At 65.3% G+C, this 18,421-nt stretch carries 16 protein-coding genes; 10 read left to right on the forward strand and 6 right to left on the reverse strand.

Features of this window, described 5'->3' with window-relative positions:
* The first annotated feature begins 188 nt into the window (after positions 1-188).
* The 4 genes from ACVMDN_RS42325 to ACVMDN_RS42340 all read left to right on the forward strand — a co-directional run bounded on the left by ACVMDN_RS42325 (position 189) and on the right by ACVMDN_RS42340 (position 4,724).
* Positions 189-1,136: a TAXI family TRAP transporter solute-binding subunit gene (locus tag ACVMDN_RS42325; protein ID WP_076825215.1), complete on the forward strand. Its 948-nt coding sequence runs from the start codon at positions 189-191 to the stop codon at positions 1,134-1,136.
* A gap of 186 nt (positions 1,137-1,322) precedes the next feature.
* Positions 1,323-3,431, forward strand: coding sequence for a TRAP transporter permease (locus tag ACVMDN_RS42330; RefSeq protein WP_076825213.1), 2,109 nt, complete (start codon positions 1,323-1,325; stop codon positions 3,429-3,431).
* On the forward strand, positions 3,392-3,805 hold the full coding sequence (locus tag ACVMDN_RS42335; protein WP_076825211.1) for a DUF1850 domain-containing protein: 414 nt from the start codon (positions 3,392-3,394) through the stop codon (positions 3,803-3,805). Before ACVMDN_RS42330 ends, ACVMDN_RS42335 begins: the two co-directional genes overlap by 40 nt.
* 112 nt (positions 3,806-3,917) lie before the next feature.
* Complete coding sequence (locus ACVMDN_RS42340) at positions 3,918-4,724, forward strand: SDR family NAD(P)-dependent oxidoreductase (protein WP_076825209.1); 807 nt, start codon at positions 3,918-3,920, stop codon at positions 4,722-4,724.
* Between the two features lie 222 nt (positions 4,725-4,946).
* On the opposite strand, the gene ACVMDN_RS42345 is transcribed toward ACVMDN_RS42340, so the two are convergent.
* The gene (locus ACVMDN_RS42345) at positions 4,947-6,491 is read right to left on the reverse strand and encodes a cation:proton antiporter (protein ID WP_076825207.1); all 1,545 of its coding nucleotides are present in this window, start codon (positions 6,489-6,491) and stop codon (positions 4,947-4,949) included.
* Between the two features lie 135 nt (positions 6,492-6,626).
* On the opposite strand from ACVMDN_RS42345, the gene ACVMDN_RS42350 reads away from it, so the two are divergent.
* The 3 genes from ACVMDN_RS42350 to ACVMDN_RS42360 all read left to right on the forward strand — a co-directional run bounded on the left by ACVMDN_RS42350 (position 6,627) and on the right by ACVMDN_RS42360 (position 10,085).
* On the forward strand, positions 6,627-7,397 hold the full coding sequence (locus ACVMDN_RS42350) for a tetratricopeptide repeat protein (protein ID WP_083714897.1): 771 nt from the start codon (positions 6,627-6,629) through the stop codon (positions 7,395-7,397).
* 198 nt (positions 7,398-7,595) lie between these two features.
* Positions 7,596-9,503, forward strand: a complete 1,908-nt coding sequence (locus ACVMDN_RS42355) for a propionyl-CoA synthetase (RefSeq protein ID WP_076825205.1) — start codon at positions 7,596-7,598, stop codon at positions 9,501-9,503.
* Between the two features lie 309 nt (positions 9,504-9,812).
* The gene (locus ACVMDN_RS42360) at positions 9,813-10,085 is read left to right on the forward strand and encodes a hypothetical protein (RefSeq protein ID WP_075969207.1); all 273 of its coding nucleotides are present in this window, start codon (positions 9,813-9,815) and stop codon (positions 10,083-10,085) included.
* 109 nt (positions 10,086-10,194) lie between these two features.
* On the opposite strand, the gene ACVMDN_RS42365 is transcribed toward ACVMDN_RS42360, so the two are convergent.
* Positions 10,195-10,893 (reverse strand): DUF1013 domain-containing protein, encoded by a 699-nt coding sequence (locus tag ACVMDN_RS42365; protein WP_076825203.1) that lies wholly within the window; start codon positions 10,891-10,893, stop codon positions 10,195-10,197.
* 229 nt (positions 10,894-11,122) lie between these two features.
* Here ACVMDN_RS42365 and ispH point away from each other — a divergent pair, with 229 nt between their 5' ends.
* From ispH to rnhA, 3 genes are read left to right on the forward strand one after another with little or no spacing between them, the layout of a single operon-like run.
* Positions 11,123-12,097, forward strand: coding sequence for a 4-hydroxy-3-methylbut-2-enyl diphosphate reductase (gene ispH, locus ACVMDN_RS42370; protein WP_057016404.1), 975 nt, complete (start codon positions 11,123-11,125; stop codon positions 12,095-12,097).
* 5 nt (positions 12,098-12,102) lie between these two features.
* A complete protein-coding gene (locus ACVMDN_RS42375; RefSeq protein WP_057016403.1) occupies positions 12,103-13,083 on the forward strand; it encodes a homoserine kinase in 981 nt (326 codons plus the stop codon).
* A complete protein-coding gene (gene rnhA, locus ACVMDN_RS42380; protein WP_076825261.1) occupies positions 13,080-13,532 on the forward strand; it encodes a ribonuclease HI in 453 nt (150 codons plus the stop codon). The genes ACVMDN_RS42375 and rnhA overlap by 4 nt, the downstream gene beginning before the upstream one ends.
* 239 nt (positions 13,533-13,771) lie before the next feature.
* Here the strand turns inward: rnhA and ACVMDN_RS42385 are convergent, their stop codons facing one another.
* The 4 genes from ACVMDN_RS42385 to ACVMDN_RS42400 form a co-directional block, all read right to left on the reverse strand.
* Positions 13,772-14,257 (reverse strand): peroxiredoxin, encoded by a 486-nt coding sequence (locus tag ACVMDN_RS42385; protein WP_018269652.1) that lies wholly within the window; start codon positions 14,255-14,257, stop codon positions 13,772-13,774.
* 210 nt (positions 14,258-14,467) lie between these two features.
* Positions 14,468-15,025: a DUF924 family protein gene (locus tag ACVMDN_RS42390; RefSeq protein ID WP_057016402.1), complete on the reverse strand. Its 558-nt coding sequence runs from the start codon at positions 15,023-15,025 to the stop codon at positions 14,468-14,470.
* Between the two features lie 22 nt (positions 15,026-15,047).
* The gene (locus ACVMDN_RS42395) at positions 15,048-16,730 is read right to left on the reverse strand and encodes a long-chain fatty acid--CoA ligase (RefSeq protein ID WP_076825259.1); all 1,683 of its coding nucleotides are present in this window, start codon (positions 16,728-16,730) and stop codon (positions 15,048-15,050) included.
* 175 nt (positions 16,731-16,905) lie between these two features.
* On the reverse strand, positions 16,906-18,354 hold the full coding sequence (locus ACVMDN_RS42400) for a D-alanyl-D-alanine carboxypeptidase family protein (RefSeq protein ID WP_371852097.1): 1,449 nt from the start codon (positions 18,352-18,354) through the stop codon (positions 16,906-16,908).
* Positions 18,355-18,421 lie beyond the last annotated feature (67 nt).

Below are 18,421 nucleotides of genomic sequence, written 5' to 3' on the forward strand. Positions count from 1 at the left end.
CTAGCGGCCGCCAGCGGCTGGGTCGCGGCGACCAACTCGAAGCGGTCGCCCGGTCGCGCGGAGAGTTCCCGCGCAGGTAAGGTGGTGTTGCTATCGGGGATTTCCGCCGCGCATGCGTCATTTGGATGGGTTGACCCGGCGGGGGTGTCCGGCCAATTTCCGGCCGGCTTAAGGGGAGAATAATACTCATGAATTCCAAGTTGATGGCTGCCGCGATCGTGGCAGCCAGCGTTTTGTCCGCGCCTGTCGCACAGGCCGAGCAGTTCATTAACGTGCTCACCGGCGGCACCTCCGGCGTCTACTATCCGCTCGGTGTCGCGATGGGGAAGATCTACGGCGACAAGATCCCCGGCGTGAAAACCCAGGTGCAGGCGACCAAGGCCTCGGTCGAGAACCTGGTGCTGCTGCAGCAGGGCCGCGGCGAGATCGCCTTCACGCTCGGCGATTCGCTCAAAGCCGCCTGGGAAGGCGACGCCGAGGCCGGCTTCAAGAACAAGCTCGACAAGCTGCGCACCATCGGCGCGATCTATCCGAACTACATCCAGATCGTCGCGACCGCCGAGAGCGGCATCAAGACGCTCGCCGATCTCAAGGGCAAGAGCCTGTCGGTCGGCGCGCCGAAGTCGGGCACCGAGCTCAACTCGCGCGCGATCCTCGCGGCCGCCGGCATGAGCTACAAGGATCTCGGCAAGGTCGAGTACCTGCCGTTCGCCGAATCGGTGGATCTGATGAAGAACCGCCAGCTCAACGCCACGCTGCAGTCCGCCGGCCTCGGCGTCGCCTCGCTGAAGGACCTCTCGACCTCGAGCGAGATCACCGTGGTCGCCGTGCCGAAGGAGACCGTCGACAAGATCGGCCCGCCGTTTGTCTCCGTGATCATCCCGGCTAATACCTATACCGGCCAGGACAAGGACGTGCCGACCGCCGCGGTCGTGAACTACCTCGTGACCTCGAGCGCGGTGTCGGACGATCTCGCCTATCAGATGACCAAGCTGGTCTACGAATCGCTGCCGGAACTCGCCAATGCCCACGCCGCGGGTAAGGAGATCAAGCTCGAGGCCGCCGCGACCGGCAACCCGGTTCCGCTGCATCCCGGCGCGATCCGCTATTACAAGGAGAAGGGCCTGATCAAGTAGGGCCGGAACGTCTGCTCCTTGCCGTCATTGCGAGGAGCGAAGCGACGAAGCAATCCATCTCTCCCCTGTGGCGCGATGGATTGCTTCGCTTCGCTCGCAATGACGTGGCGCGTTTTTCCTGTCCCGGCTTTCGGTGGGCGGACTCAGTGGATATAAGCGCTGTTGGCACGGCGGGGGACTGATCATATGCAGCAGCAGGTTGAGGGCGAGCAGCCCATCAAGGTTGAATTCGACAATTTCGAGCATGGCTTTCCGGAAGGCTTCGGCCCGGGTGCCTGGGGGCATCTGGCCTATGCCATCGGTCTCGCCTTTGCGGTGTTCCAGCTCTATGTCGCGGCTTTCAACTACCTGCCGAGCCAGGTGGTGCGCGGCGTCCATGTCGGCTTCCTGATCCTCCTGACCTTCGGCCTGATCGGCAATTTCACCGCCAAGACCGATTTCGGCCGCGCGGTGAGTTGGATCGTCGGCGTCGCCGGGTTCCTCTGCGGGCTCTACCAGTGGATCTTCTATGCCGACCTGATCGCCCGCGACGGCGATCCGACCAACATGGACCTCGCGGTCGGCACGCTGCTCGCGGTCCTGATCTTCGAGGGCACGCGGCGGCTGATGGGGGCGGCGCTGCCGCTGATGTGCGGCGCCTGTCTGCTCTACTGGTTCTTCGGCCAATATCTGCCGTCGCCGTTCAATCACCGCGGCTATGACTTCGACCAGATCGTCACCCATCTCTCGTTCGGCACTGAAGGCTTCTACGGCGTGCCGATCTACGTCTCGGCAACCTACATCTTCCTGTTCATCCTGTTCGGCTCGTTCCTGGAACGCGCCGGCATGATCCAGCTGTTCACCGACGTCTCGCTCGGCCTGTTCGGCCGCACCCGCGGCGGCCCCGCCAAGGTCGCGGTGTTCGCTTCGGGCATGATGGGTACGATCTCGGGTTCGGGCGTCGCCAATGTCGTTACCGTCGGCCAGTTCACGATCCCCCTGATGATCAAGTTCGGCTATCGCCGCGCCTTCGCCGCCGGCGTCGAGGCCACCGCCTCGATGGGCGGCCAGATCATGCCGCCGGTGATGGGCGCGGTCGCCTTCATCATGGCCGAGACGCTCGGCGTGCCCTATTCGGAGATCGTCAAGGCCGCGGTGATCCCGGCGATCCTCTATTTCGCCTCGGCGTTCTGGATGGTGCATCTGGAGGCCGGCAAGCACGGCCTCGTCGGCATGAAGCGCTCGGAGATCCCGAGCGCCTGGAAGGCGCTGGTGGCGCGCTGGTACCTGGTGTTGCCGCTCGCGGCGCTGGTCTACATGCTGTTCGAGGGCTTCACGCCGCTCTATGCCGGCAGCATGGGCCTTGCGCTCACGGTCGCGCTGATCCTCGGCGCCAGCATCACGCTCGGCTTCTCCAACACCATCGTGCGCTCCATCTTCTGGATCGGCCTCGCGCTGGTGGTTGCCGCGGTGTCGCGCCACGGCATCGAGATCGTTCCGGTCGCGAGCGTCGTCGCCGGTTTGATCGTCATCGCGGCGATCACCCGCGGCGGCCGCGCCACGCTGAAAGCCTGCCGCGACTCGCTCGCCGACAGCGCCAAATCGGCGCTGACGGTCGGCATGGCCTGCGCCATCGTCGGCACCATCATCGGCATGATGACGCAGACCGGCGTCGGCACCATCTTCGGCAGCTGGATCATCGGGCTCGGCGCCAAGAGCCTGTTCCTGGCGCTGATCATGACCATGCTGCTGTCGATCCTGCTCGGCACCGGCATCCCGACGATCCCGACCTACATCATCACCGCGGCGCTGGCTGCACCGGCGCTCGCCAAGCTCGGCGTGCCGCTGATCGCAAGCCACATGTTTGCGTTCTACTACGGCATCATGGCCGACCTCTCGCCGCCGGTTGCGCTCGCGGCCCTGGCGGCGGCGCCGATCGCCAAGGAGAACCCGGACAAGATCGGCTGGGAGGCGATGCGGATCGCGCTGGCCGGCTACGTCATTCCGTTCATCTTCGTCTATTCGCCGGCGCTGATGCTGCAGACCGGGGATCCGATGCAGGCGCAACTCGGCTTCTACGGCGCGGTGGCGCTGGCGACCTTCAAGGCGCTGGTGGCGATCGGATTGTTCGGCATCGTCGCGATCGGCTTCCTGTTCACGCGGCTGACTTTCATCGAGATCCTGGTCGCGTTCGGCGCCGCGCTCTGCCTGCTCGGCGATTTCCCGTTCTCGGATACAGCGGGCTTCACGCTCGCTGCTGCTGTCGTGCTATGGCAATGGCGGCAGCGTCCGCGCAATGCGGTGGCGGCGGCTTGAGCCTCTGCCTCGCTTCCGCGGGAGTCGTGAAGGCGCTGTCGATCGCGGCCTTCACGCTCGCCTGGACGCATTCGATCGAGAAGAGCGCCTGGCAGGAGGACTGGCTGGTCACGCCGGCCGGGCTCACGCTGCAACAGGCGCGCGTCAAGGGCACGGGCGCCGGCATGGAGCCGCGGCCGGAGGCGCGCCTCGTCGATGGCTGGTTTCAATGGTCGCCCCCGCCGGCGCCAAGGGCGGAGGTCGTGCTCGGCAATTCCGGCGCCGCGGGTGAATGGCACCTGTGCCAGGAGGGACACTGCCAGACGCTATCGGAGATTATCGGGCATCCGATCGGTGCTAATGTCACGACGATGAGTGTTTGCGAGAATCCGTAGTAAGTATCCGTAGCCCGCATGAGCGGAGCGATATGCGGGGGATAGCGCTCCCGGATATCGCTTCGCTCATCCGGGCTACAGTCACGACAAGAACAACAAGGGAGAAAGACCGATGGATCGGCTCAAGGGCAAGGTTGCGATGGTGGTCGGCGCGGGTTCGATCGGGCCCGGCTGGGGCAATGGCAAGGCGACCGCCGTCACCTTTGCGCGCGAGGGCGCCAGCGTCTTCTGCGTCGATCGCAACGGCGCCGCGGCGGAGGAGACCGTCGGCATCATCACCGGCGAGGGCGGCAAGGCTGTCGCATTCACCGCCGATGTCTCGCGTGCCGGCGAGGTGGAGGCGATGGTCGCGGCCTGCCTCAAGGCCTATGGCCGCATCGACGTGCTCGACAACAATGTCGGCATCGCCGAGGTCGGCAGCGTGGTGGAAGTTGGGGAAGCCGAGTGGGACCGCGTCTTCGCGGTCAACCTCAAGAGCGCCTATCTGTCGATGAAGCACGTCATTCCCGTCATGATCAAGCAGGGCGGCGGCTCGATCATCAACATCTCCTCGATCGCCTCGATCCGCCATGTCGGCATTTCCTATGTCAGCTACAACGCGAGCAAGGCCGCGATGAACCAGATGACGCGCTCGACCGCGGTCGAGTTCGCCTCGAAGCATGTGCGCGTCAACGCGATCCTGCCCGGACTGATGAAGACACCGATGGTCGCGCATTCGGCCAGGCTGGCGCAGAGCTACGCCAAGGGCGATGTCGAGGCGATGTGGCGCGCCCGCGACGCGCAGGTGCCGATGGGGCATATGGGCGACGCCTGGGACGTCGCCAATGCCGCGCTGTTCCTGGCGTCGGACGAATCGAAGTATGTCACCGGCATCGAGCTCGTGGTCGACGGCGGCATCACCTCCAAGTCGGGTGCTTGAAGTCGGGCGCCTGAGCAGCGAACTTCGCTTTACCTCGCCCCGCGTGCGGGGAGAGGTCGGAATGCATCGCTAGATGCATTCCGGGTGAGGGGGATTCTCCGCAAATGCAGCTATCGCCGGTTACGCGGAGACAGCCCCTCACCCCAACCCTCTCCCCGTAAAGAACGGGGAGAGGGAGCGCAGTGCTGTCGCGGCGGCTATTCATCCGAACCTCATGGCGTTTTAGGCCTCCACGCTGAGCTCGGCGCGGTCGAGCTCTTCCTCGACCAGATGGAATGCGTCGTCGCCGATCGCCTCGATGCGGCGCAGATTGAGCAATGCCTGACGCGCCGCGGCGATGGCGCGGCGGCGCAGCGGATCCGACGGCAGCTCGCGTGAGGTCAGGCCGCCGTCGGGATCATTCTCCGCGCGCAGCAGCACGGCGCGATATTCGAGCCGCAGGATCTCGGCCTCTTCCGACGGGTCGGCGTCGATCTCGTCGAGCGCGGCGCGAAACACCACGCCGCGGGCATGGGCCGCCTCGCGTCCGACCGGATCGTCGTCCGCGAAATTCAACGCCAGGATCAACGGCCGCAGCGTCAGTCCCTGGATCACGAGCGAACCGAGCACTACGGCAAACGCCGTCAGCAGGATCAGATCGCGATACGGAAACCATTCAGGGAGCGCAAACGCCGCCGCCAGCGTGACGATGCCGCGCATTCCGCACCAGGACACGATGAAGCCGCGCTTCAAGGTCGGCACGGCGTCCACCACGTGGGCCGGCAGCAGGTTGCGCGCCTTCAGTGTGCGCAGCAGCGCGCCGTAGGGCATCACCCAGAGGATGCGAGCGAGGATCACGACGGCGAGGATCGCGGCGGCAAAGCTGCAATATTTCCACCGCACCTCGTCGTCGAGTCCGGACCAGATCGGGCGCAACTGCAGGCCGATCAGCATGAAGGCGAGCACGTTGAGCACGAACACGACGGTTTCCCACACCGCGTAGGACGACACGCGCAGCCGCGCCGATGTGCGGGCCGGCGCGGTGCGCGAGATGGTGATCGCATAGGCGATGATGGTGAGGATGCCGGACAGCCCGAGATGCTCGGCAATGATCCACACCATGAAAGTGCCGCCGAACTGCGTGATGATCGCGCTCGGTGCCTCGGTGATGCGACGCGTGATCATCATCCAGACTTGCGCGAACAGGAAGCCGGCGGCGAGGCTGCCGACCAGCGCAATCGTGATGGACGGCACGAACTCGCGGATCTTCATGTGCTCGGCGGCGACGAGGCCGACCGCGACGCGATAGATGAGCAGCGCGCTGGCATCGTTGAGCAGGCTTTCTCCTTCGAGGATCTTCTGGATCCGGTAGGGCAGGTTGACCTGGCGCAGGATCGCGGTGGCTGCGGCCGCGTCCGGCGGTGCCACGATGGCGCCGAGTGCGATCGCAACCGCCCATGGCATGTCCGGGCGCAGCCAATGCGCGACCACCGCGACCGCCGCTGTGGTGACGCCGACCGCGACCACCACCAGCGTCGAGACCGGCAGCCAGTTGTTACGGAGATCGCGCAGCGAAGTGTCGAACGCGGCGTCGAGCAGCACCGGCGCGACGAACAGCGCCAGCGCCAGTTTCGGTTCCAGCGCCCAGGTCGGGGCCCACGGCAGCAGCGTCAGCAGCACGCCGCCGAGCGCCAGGAAGGTCGGGTAGGGCACCTTGATCCGCCGCGCCAGCGCCGATAGCGCCACCGCCGCGAGCAACAGCCCGATGATCCATTCGAATGTGAGCAAGCCGAACCCCCGATGCAGCCGATCGTCGCAATTGACGTATAATCCAGCGTGTGGTTTTGCGGCAAATGGCGCGCCGCCGGGCATCGGAGGCCGGCGGTTCGGGCGCGGAAGAGGGACGATTTGTCGGCGATCAGGATGCGACGCAAACCTGCAAATCTGGCCGCGATGCTGGTCTGTGTCGGCCTGTCGGGCGCGCTGATGACGGGCGTTGCGCGCGCCACCGGCAGCGAACCGGGCGAGGATGTGCAGGCCAACGCCGGCCCCTGCATCGCGGCGGCAGCGGCCGCCGATGACGACAAGATCATCGATGTCTGCGGCGCGCTGATCGACAATGAGAAGGCGACGAGGCCCGATCGCGTTAAGGCGCTGATGGCGCGGGCGGGCGCCTATGACCGCAAGCAGATGATCGATCGCGCGATCGCAGACTATGACACCGCGCTCAAGCTCGATCCATCGCTTGCCGATGCGCATAATGCGCGCGGCGAGCTGTGGCGCCGCAAGGGCGACCGGCCGAAGGCGATCCTGGATTTTGGTGCTGCCGTCAAGCTCGACCCCAATCACGCCGCCGCCAGGGCCAACTACAAATCGCTGTCGCTGGAGCTGGAGCGGATCGGCGCCATGATGGCGGTCGCCGGCAAGCCGAGCTTCGATTGCCGCAAGGCGCGCCGGCCGGTGGAGAAGGCAATCTGCGCCAATCCCACGCTTGCCGATCTCGATCGCGAGATCGTCGCATCCACCTTCCGCACGGTGCGCGAGGCGCAGACCCCGCGCGAGGCGCGCGAGCTGCAGCGCGCGCAGGATCAGTTCATCGCCCGCCGCAATGCCGACTTCGGCAAGCCGGGCTACGATCTGGAAAAGGCGATGCGCGAGCGGCTGCAGCGGATCAACGGCGTCGACGGCTACTAGTGCTCCGTTCCGATCGAAGCGGAATGAGCTCTAGATTCTTGTTTTGACGCGTTTTCTTCACGCGAACCGGGACCCACCTCGCTCGAAAACGCTTTGCTCCGACCCGGCCGAAGGTCGCGGTCATTTCGGCTTGAAACGGCGCCACTTCCCGTGACAATGGTCGGCAAATGACGCGCGACCGCGCGAGGGAGAAACGCGATGAATATCCAGCAGAGCCGGTATCATGAGGTGTATGCACGCTCGCTCCGGGACCCCGAGGGCTTTTGGGCGGAAGCGGCGCGCGAGATCGACTGGATCGAGCCGGCCAAGAAGATCTTCGATCCCTCCATGGGCGCCTATGGGCGCTGGTTCGCGGGCGCCGTGGTCAACACCTGCTACAACGCGCTGGATCGCCATGTCGCCGGCGGCCGCGCCGGCCAGGTCGCGCTGATCCACGATTCGCCGCTCACCAACACGATCACCAAGTTCACCTATTCCGAATTGTTGGAGGAAGTGCAGACGCTGGCTGCGGTGATGCAGGATTTCGGCGTGGCGAAGGGCGATCGCGTCATCCTCTATATGCCGATGGTGCCGGAGGCCGTCGTCGCGATGCTCGCCTGCGCGCGGATCGGCGCGGTGCACAGCGTGGTGTTCGGCGGCTTCGCGGCCAAGGAGCTTGCGACCCGCATCGATGACGCCAAGCCGAAGCTGATCTTCTCGGCGAGCTGCGGCATCGAGCCCGGGCGCATCGTGCAATACAAGCCGCTGCTCGACGAGGCGATCCGCCTCGCCGGCAGCAAGCCCGAGACCTGCATCATCCTGCAGCGGCCGCAGCAGGCTTGCGAGCTCACCGCGGGCCGCGATCATGACTGGGCGACGCTGCGCCGCGCCGCATTCGACGCCGGCAAGGCCGCGCCGTGCGTGCCGGTAGCCGCCACCGATCCGCTCTACATCCTCTACACGTCGGGCACGACCGGAATCCCGAAGGGCGTGGTGCGCGACAATGGTGGTCATCTCGTCGCGCTGAAATGGTCGATGCACAATCTCTACGGCGTGAAGCCCGGCGAGATCTGGTGGTGCGGCTCCGACATCGGCTGGGTGGTCGGCCATTCCTACATCGTCTATGGCCCGCTGATCCACGGCGCGACCACCATCATGTACGAGGGCAAGCCGATCGGCACGCCGGATGCCGGCGCGTTCTGGCGCGTGATCAGCGAGCACAAGGCGGTCGCCTTCTTCACCGCGCCGACCGCGTTCCGCGCGATCAAGAAGGAAGACCCCGAAGGCAAGTTCATCCGGAATTACGATCTCTCGAGCTTCCGCACCCTGTTCCTCGCCGGCGAGCGCGCCGATCCGCCGACCGTGGAGTGGGCCGAGCAGCAGCTGAAGGTGCCGGTCATCGACCACTGGTGGCAGACCGAGACCGGCTGGTGCATCGCCGGCAATCCGGTCGGGCTCGGCCAGCTGCCGGTCAAGCACGGCTCGCCCACGGTGCCGATGCCGGGCTATCAGGTCGACATCGTCGACGAGGCGGCAAAGCCGGTGGCGGCTGGCACGATGGGCTCGATCGTCATCAAGCTGCCGATGCCGCCGGGCTGCCTGCCGACGCTGTGGCAGCAGGACGATCGCTTCAGGGACGCCTATCTCTCGGAATTCCCCGGCTACTACAAGACCTCGGATGCCGGCTACAAGGATGCGGACGGCTATGTCTGGGTGATGGGCCGCACCGACGACATCATCAATGTCGCCGGCCACCGGCTCTCCACCGGCGGCATGGAGGAGATCCTCGCCTCGCATCCCGATGTCGCCGAATGCGCCGTGCTCGGCGTCAAGGACGCGATCAAGGGCGAGGTGCCGTGCGGCTTCCTGGTACTGAAGGCCGGCGTGACCAAGCAGCCCGCCGAGGTCGAGAAGGACGTCGTGGCGCTGGTGCGCGACAAGCTCGGGCCGGTCGCCGCGTTCAAGCTCGCGATCACGGTGGCGCGGCTGCCGAAGACCCGTTCCGGCAAGATCCTGCGCGGTACCATCAAGAAGATCGCCGACGGCGAGCCCTGGACCATGCCGGCGACGATCGAGGACCCGAAGGTGCTCGACGAAATCGGCGAGGCGCTGAAGGGGAAGGCGTAGCTCTTGTTGCCTTGCCCCGCTTGCGGGGAGAGGCCGGGTCGCATGGCAATGCGATCCGGGTGAGGGGGGCTCCGCGCGCTCGCTGCATTCATTCTGCGGAGGCGGCCCCTCACCCCAACCCTCTAAGAGCGAGCAGCGCTCGTCTCGACCCCGCAAGAGCGGGGCGAGGGAGTGCTGGCACCTCCCGCGCCTGAGGTCGGCACCTGTGGAACAAGACTTCCGCATTCGGAAGCAAAACGGCCTTGATTTTGATGGATTGCCGGGTCATCCCGGCCTCCCTGTCATATGCCATGAGATACGGACCCACGGATGCGATCCATTTCCGCTCGCGCGCCTCTCGCCTTGCTGCTCGCGCTGCCGCTGCTTGCAGGCTGCCTCGAACGCGGCCGATCGCCGATCGCGGAGAGCATGGGCGACGACGATCAGTACTGCCAGGCCGGCGGCAAGGTGGCGGTCGGCTCGCCTGATTACGTCGCCTGCCGCAAGAACCGCGACGTGCAGCGCCAGAACGCCGAAGCCCGCACCGATCGGCGGCAGCGCGATCTCGGCGAATACATGATGAACAATCCCGACCGGCATTGAGCCGCGCCGACGGTCGCCGTCACGCCCATCGCATGCGCTTCCAAGCAAAAACGCGGCAGGTTGCCCTGCCGCGTTTCGTATTCTGCGCTTCGAGTTGCGCGATCCGCGCTTACTCTTCCTCGTCGGCGGGCTTCTTGCCGCCGATCGTCTTCAGCTTGGCGAACACGGCATCGACGTTGAGATCGTCGTGGCGCTCGATCGGCTGATCGTCCAGCTCGTCCTTGCGCGTGGTCTCGGAGGCCGGCAGCAGCGTGGCGCCGCCGTAGACCGTGGTGGTCGGCTTCTCCTTGGCGGCGCGCTGCACCTCGAAATCGAGCTCGATCTGCGAGCACAGGCCGAGCGTCACCGGGTCCATCGGGGTCAGGGTCGAGGCGTTCCAGTGGGTGCGGTCGCGCACGCTAGCGATCGTGGTCTTGGTGGTGCCGACCAGACGCATGATCTGGGCGTCCTTCAGCTCGGGATGGTTGCGGACCAGCCAGAGGATCGCGCTCGGACGCTCATGGCGGCGCGACACCGGGGTGTAGCGCGGGCCCTTCTTCTTGGCGGCGGAGGGCAGCACCACCTTGCTCTCCTGGAGCCTGAGGCGGTAGTTCTGGTCGCGCTCGCCGCGCTCGATCTCCTCGCGGGTCAGCTGGCCGTTGGAAATCGGGTCCATGCCCTTGATGCCCTGCGCGGCGTCGCCGTCGGCGATGGCGCGGACCTCGAGGGGGTGCATTTTGGTAAAATCGGCCACCTGATCGAAGGTCAGGGCGGTATTGTCGACCAACCACACGGCAGTCGCCTTCGGCATCAGCGGTGCGTTGCTCATGGCAAATCTCCTTTGTGCTTCGCCCACCTCTGTCGAGGCGAAGCTGGTAGTCATCGGCGATGACGGGAATTATAGGGCCTATATAAGCCCTCCGGGGGGAATGGCGCAATGGGCCAGCAAAATCGCCTTGACAGCGCCCGAAAGCAGTCCCAAGTCCTTACTCAAATTGGCCGTTCCCCGCCCGCCGGCGAGGGGTGATTCGGTCCCGAGATTGCCCCGAGACAGCCCGATGTCAGCCAAAAAACCCGACCTTAGAATCGTGCTTTGTTCCCCCCGCGGCTTTTGTGCCGGGGTGGTCCGTGCCATCGACACGGTCGAACGTGCCCTCACCATTTATGGTGCGCCGGTCTATGTCCGGCACGAAATCGTCCATAACAAGTATGTGGTCGACAGCCTGAAGACCAAAGGCGCCATTTTCGTCGAGGAATTGGCCGAAATTCCCGACGATACCAACGCGCCGGTGGTGTTTTCGGCCCACGGCGTTCCGAAATCGGTTCCCGCCGAGGCCAAATCCCGCAATTTCTTCTCGTTGGACGCGACCTGCCCGCTGGTGACCAAGGTGCACCGCGAGGCGGCGATCCATTTCAAGCGCGGCCGCGAGATCCTGCTGATCGGCCATTCCCACCACCCCGAGGTGGTCGGCACGCTGGGGCAGCTGCCGGCGGGCGCCGTGACCCTGATCGAGACCGCCGAGGACGCCAAGACCTTTGTTCCGAAGGACCCCAACAACCTCGCCTTCGTGACCCAGACCACGCTGTCGATCGACGACACCGCGGAGATCGTGACGCTGCTCAAGCAGCGCTTCCCGAACGTCAATGGTCCGCACAAGGAAGACATCTGCTACGCGACCACCAACCGTCAGCTCGCGGTCAAGAAGGTGGCGCCGGTGGTCGACGCCCTGATCGTGGTCGGCGCGCCGAACTCGTCGAACTCGCAGCGCCTGCGCGAGGTCGCCGAGCGCGAGGGCTGTCCGATCGCCGTGCTCGCCCAGCGCGCCAGCGACATCGACTGGAGCAGGTTCGAAGGCATCACGAGCCTCGGCATCACCGCGGGCGCCTCTGCGCCGGAAGTGATCGTCGAGGAGATCATGGGCGCCTTCGCCGAGCGCTATGAACTGCACGTGGAGACGGTCTCGGCCGCGGAGGAGAACGAGTTCTTCCCGCTGCCGCGTTCGCTGCGGCCTGACGCTGCCGCGGCGGAATAGACCATATGGCGGTCTACACCGACGTTGCCGCCGAAGACCTCGCGGAATTCCTCAAAAGCTACGACATCGGCGAACTGCTCTCCTACAAGGGCATCGCCGAGGGCGTCGAGAATTCGAACTTCCTGCTGCACACCAGCCAGGGCGCCTACATCCTCACGCTCTATGAGAAGCGCGTGGCGGAGGACGACCTGCCGTATTTCCTGTCGCTGATGGCCCATCTCGCCGAGCGCGGCGTGTCGTGCCCGCAGCCGGCGCGCAACCGCAAGGGCGAGGTCACTAGCCGGCTCGCCGGCCGGCCCGCCGCGATCATCAACTTCCTCGAGGGCGTGTGGCCGCGGCGGCCGAACGTGGCGCATTGCTCCGGCGTCGGCGAGGCGCTGGCCAAAATGCACGTTGCCGGCCGGGATTTTCCGCTGGTCCGCAACAATCCGCTGTCGGTCTCCGGCTGGCGGCCGCTGTTCGATCTCGCCGCCGCGCGGGCCGACAGCGTGCAGCCGGGCTTGCACGACTTCATCGCGCGCGAGCTCGATCATCTCGAAGCCGCCTGGCCGACCGATCTGCCGGTCGGCGTGATCCATGCCGACCTGTTTCCCGACAACGTGTTTTTTCTGGGCGACAGGCTCTCGGGCCTGATCGACTTCCCGTTCGCCTGCAACGACATCCTGGCCTACGACGTCGCGATCTGCCTCAACGCCTGGTGCTTCGAGCCGGATCATTCCTTCAACGTCACCAAGGCGCGCGCATTGCTCAACGCCTACGGCCGCGAGCGCCCGCTGTCGGCGGCGGAAGAGGCCGCGCTGCCGCTGCTCGCGCGCGGTGCCGCGATGCGCTTCCTGCTGACGCGCCTGGTCGATTTCCTCAACGTGCCCGAAGGCGCGCTGGTGCAGCCGAAGGACCCGCTGGAATATGTCCGCAAGCTGCGCTTCCAGCAGAGCGTCGCTGCTATCAACGACTATGGCGTCACGCCGGCCGGGTGCGCGGCGTGAGCGAAAAGCCGCATGTGACTGTTTTCACCGATGGTGCCTGCTCCGGAAATCCGGGGCCGGGCGGCTGGGGCGCGATCCTCAGATTCGGCGAGGTCGAGAAGGAATTGAAGGGCGGCGAGGCGCACACGACCAATAATCGCATGGAGCTGATGGCGGCGATCTCGGCGCTCGAAGCCTTGAAGAAGCCCTGTGTGGTCGATCTCACCACCGACAGCCAGTATGTCCGCCAGGGCATCACCGGCTGGATCCATGGCTGGAAGCGCAACGGCTGGCGCACCGCCGACAAGAAGCCGGTCAAGAATGTCGAGCTGTGGCAGCGTCTGGACGCCGCGCTGAAGCCGCATGAGGTGCGCTGGCACTGGATCAAGGGCCACGCCGGCCACGCCGAGAACGAACGCGCCGACGAGCTGGCGCGCGAAGGCGTGGCGATGGCGCGGCTGAAGGGGTAGGGCGCGCCGTCGCGTCCGCGATCGCGGCCACCGCCAGTCCTCAAAACCGTCATCGCCCGCGAAGGCGGTCGATCCAGTATTCCAGAGGTGCTCGATCGTAGGTTGGGCACGCTTGCGCTTTGCCAACCCTACGACGCTACGATCGTCACCTCGTCATTCCGGGGCGATGCGTCAGCATCGAACCCGGAATCTCGAGGTTCCGGGTTCGGCGCTTCGCACCGCCCCGGAACGACAGAAAACTACAACTGACCGAGCAGCGTGTCGCCGCCGGAAACCTCGACCTTGCCCGGGGCGGGCTCGAGGTTGAGCTTCTTCACCACGCCGTCCTCGACCAGCATCGAGTAGCGCTTGGAGCGGATGCCGAGGCCGTTGCCGGAGGCGTCGAGCTCCATGCCGATCGCCTTGGCGAAGTCGGCGTTGCCGTCGGCGAGGAAGACGGCTTCGTCGCGCTGGTCGGTGTCGCGCTTCCAGGCGTTCATCACGAAGGCGTCGTTGACCGAAACGATCGCGATGGTGTCGACGCCCTTGTTCTTCATGGCATAGGCGTTGAGGAAGATGCTCGGCAGATGCATCTTGTGGCAGGTGCCGGTATAGGCGCCGGGCACCGCGAACAGGGCGACCTTCTTGCCCTTGAAAATGTCGTCGGTGGTTTTGACCTGCGGACCCTCGGCGGTCATCACGCGAAACTTGGCTTCCGGCAGCTTGTCGCCAACATTGATCGTCATCGTTGTTCTCCCTCGGTGAAGCGGAACTGTCTTAAACTGGGCTACAGCACGGCACAATACGGGCTCGCCGAAGAACGGCAATGCCGGACGTCAAAGCGTTTTCGAGCGAAGTGGATCCCGGTTCGCGTGAAGAAAACGCGTCAAAACAAGAATCTAGAGCCCCGTTCCGATGCAATCGGAACGGAAAAGGCTCTGGTCACCGTTCCGTCATCAGCCGGAAAACCCGCCGGCGTCGAGAAATGCCTGCTCCTCGGCCGTGGTCTGCCGGCCCAGCACGCGATTGCGGTGCGGGAAGCGGCCGAACCGGCGGATGATGTCGGCGTGGTCCTCGGCGTATTTCAGGTTGTCGGGATGGCAGTCATATTGCCCGAACAGCGTCACGCAGCGCTGCTGGTCGTCGAGGTCCTCCGAATGCTCGAACGGCAGATAGAGGAATTCGCGCAGCACGGGGGCGGTCCGCGCATCGACGCCGCGGTCGATGGCGCGCCTTGCCACTTCACGCGCCAGCGCATCGCTTGAAAAGGTCCTGGCGTCGCCTCGAAACAGGTTTCGCGGAAACTGGTCGAGCACGATGGTCAGCGCCAGCGCGCCCTCATCGCTCGCCTCCCATGACGACAATTCGCCGGCAGCCGCCTTCTGCCAGGTGGCAAGGAAGCGGCTGCGGATCTCGGCATCGAAGGCGTCGTCGTGCTTGTACCAGCGGTCGCGGCCGGCATTCCGCCAGAAGCCAAGCACGTCAGCCGGCGTCGCGAGGCTTGCGTCAGACATCGAACGTCAGTCCACTCACGCCTTAGGCCGCGGCCTTCTTCTCGTCGCGCAGCTCGCGGCGCAGGATCTTGCCGACATTGGTCTTCGGCAGGTCGGTCCTGAACTCGATCTGCTTCGGCACCTTGTAGGCGGTGAGCTGGGTGGCGCTGAACTTGATGATGTCCTCGGCGGTGATGTTCGGGTCCTTCTTGACCACGAAGGCCTTCACCGCTTCGCCGGACTTCGCGTCGGGCACCCCGATCACGGCGCATTCGAGCACGCCAGGATGGCTTGCGATCACTTCCTCGATCTCGTTCGGATAGACGTTGAAGCCGGAGACCAGGATCATGTCCTTCTTGCGATCGACGATCTTGGTGTAGCCCTTCTCGTCCATCACGCCGATGTCGCCGGTGCGGAAATAGCCGTCCGCGGTCATCACGCGCGCGGTCTCGTCGGGCCTGTTCCAGTAGCCCGCCATCACCTGCGGGCCCTTGGCGCAGATTTCGCCGGCCTCGCCGATCGGCAACTCATTACCGTCATCGTCGCGGATCGAGAGCCAGGTCGAGGGGACGGGAAGGCCGATCGTCCCGGAGAACTCCTCGATCGTGGCAGGATTGCATGTCAGGGTCGGCGACGTCTCCGACAGGCCATAGCCTTCCGACAACGAGATGCCCGTAACCTTCAACCATTTCTCGGCGACCGGCCTTTGCGTCGCCATGCCGCCGCCGTTGGCGATCTTCAGCTTGGAGAAGTCGAGCTTGTCGAATCCGGGCGTGTTCAGCAGGCCATTGTAGAGGGTGTTGACCGCCGGGAAGAAGCTGACTTGGTACTTCGACAGCTCCTTGACGAAGCCCGCCATGTCGCGCGGATTCGGAATCAGCAGATTGGTGCCGCCGGCCCGCATGCCCAGCAGATAGCAGGCGGTGAGCGCGAAGACGTGATAGAGCGGCAGCGCGCAGACGATGACCATCTGTTCGACGATCGGCGGCTTCGCCAGCGCCGGCTGCAGCCAGGCGTCGTTCTGCAGCACGTTGGCCAGGATGTTGCGGTGGAGCAGGGTCGCGCCCTTGGAGACGCCGGTGGTGCCGCCGGTATATTGCAGGAAGGCGACGTCATCGAGCGTCAGCGTCGGTTTGTTGAGCTTGGCGGCGCGGCCGGCTGACAGCGCCTCGTTGAAGCCGACGGCGCCGGGAATCGACCAGGCCGGCACCATCTTCTTCACCCGGCGCACCACCAGATTGACGATCACGCCCTTGAGGCCGAGCAGGTCGCCCATGCTGCCGACGATCACGTGCTTGACCGCGGTGTTGGGAAGCACCTTCTGCACGGTGGTGGCAAAGTTCTCCAGAACGATGATCGCCTCGGCGCCGGAATCCTTGAGCTGGTGCTCGAGCTCGCGCGGGGTGTAGAGCGGGTTGACGTTGACCACGGCATAGCCGGCGCGCAGCACGGCGGCGGTCGCGATCGGATATTGCAGCACGTTCGGCATCATCAGCGCGACCCGTGCGCCCTTCTGCAGGCCCTTGCTCTGCAGGTAGGCACCGAGCGCCGTCGACATCCCGTCGAGCTCGCGATAGGTGATCGCCTTGTCCATGCAGATGAACGCCTTGCGATCGGCGAATTTCTTGAAGCTTTCTTCCAGCAATTCGACCAGCGACGAATATTGCGTGACGTCGATATCCGCGGGCACGCCGGCCGGATAGTGCTTGAGCCAGATGCGCTCCATGATGGTCAATCCCCTCTCTCAAACTTGGCTGATGTCCCGGATTGCTTCCGGGTTTTCCGACCTTGGCCGCGTTATTTCAGGCAGTATTGAGCGATGCCGCGGCCAATGGCAAGCCGCTGCGCGTTATCGACGCATTGGAGAAAATGACGGTCGGAAATGACGGGCGGGCGCTGCGCTAGCCGGCCGGCTTGGCGTCGGCTTTCGGCTTGTCGGCAGCCTTGGGTTTGTCGGCCGCAGTCTTGGGCTTGGCAGCCGGCTTTGCCGCCGCCGGCTTGCCGGCAGGCTTTGCGGCGGCGGGCTTGTCGGCCGCGGCCGTCTTCGCAGCTGCGGCATCCGGCTTGGCGTTGGCGTGACGCGCGGGCTTGGCCGCCGGCTTGTTGTCCGACTTGGAGGCACCCTTGGTGTCGGCCTTCGCGTCATCGGCCGCATCGGGCTTCTTGCCCGCGACGCGGCTGTGCTTGCCCTTGGCGCGCTTGACCGGCTGCATCTTCTCGGTGTCGGCCTCGACCGCGGCGATCAACGCAGCACCGGTCTTGGTCGGCCCCGTATAAACCACGACCGGCTCGGAGGCCGCGGCCGGCTGCGCCAGCATGTCGGCTGGCTTGGTCGGCATCGCAGCCTGCAGGCCCGAGGCGAAGAAGCTGACGCCGCCGTCGCCATTGGTGCTGGAGCTTCCGGCGCTGGCGACGGTGTCTTCTGCGTCCTCGTCGCTGGCGGGCCGCTTGTGCTTGGGACCGCACATCTCCTCGCGCAGGTTCGGCGGCGTGGAATCGATCGGCACCAGATTGTCGACGGTGCCGAGCGAGGGCCGCAGCCACGCCATCCCATTGTTGGCAAAGCCGCGGTCCAGGAGCTGCGCGGCGCGGATCGCGCGCATGCGGCCCGAGGAGGCGCCGAGCACCACGGCGATCAGCCGCTTGCCGTCACGCGTCGCCGACGCCACGAGATTATAGCCGGAGGCGCAGATGAAGCCGGTCTTGAAGCCGTCGGCGCCGGGATAGCGGCCGATCAGCTTGTTGAAGTTCTGGGTGATGCGGCGGCCGAAGCGGATCGACGGGATGTGGACGAAATACTCGTATTCCGGCAGGTCGCGGATGATGGCGCGGGCGAGGATCGCCATGTCGCGCGCCGAGGTGATCTGGCCGTCGGCGGGCAGGCCGTTCGGATTGACGTAGCTCGTTTGCGTCATGCCGAGCCTTTGCGCGGTCTGGTTCATCATCCCGGCAAAGCCGTCGATCGAACCGCCGATGCCCTCGGCCAGCACCACGGCCATGTCGTTGGCCGACTTCACCAGCATCATCTTCAGCGCGTTGTCGACGGTGACCTGGGTGCCGGGCCGGAAGCCCATCTTCGAGGGCGACTGCGACGACGCGGTCGGCGACACCGTGAGCAGCGTGTCGAGCGAGACGCGGCCGTCCTTGACCGCCTTCAGCGTCACATAGGCCGTCATCATCTTGCTGAGCGAAGCCGGGTACCACGGCATCGTCGCATTGTCGGCCTGCAGCACCTTGCCGGAATCGGCCTCGACAACCAGCAGTGCCTCGGCTTGCGCCATTTGCGGCGAGGCGATGGCGAGCATCGCGACGGCCAGAATCCATTTCAATGACGGGCGAGGAAGGTGCACGAATCCGGTTCCGGTCCTTTGAGACCCGCCTTGAAAAAAGGAGGTCTTGCGATTGTGACGTACGGGT

It is taken from the genome of Bradyrhizobium sp. USDA 4510 (assembly GCF_054059095.1).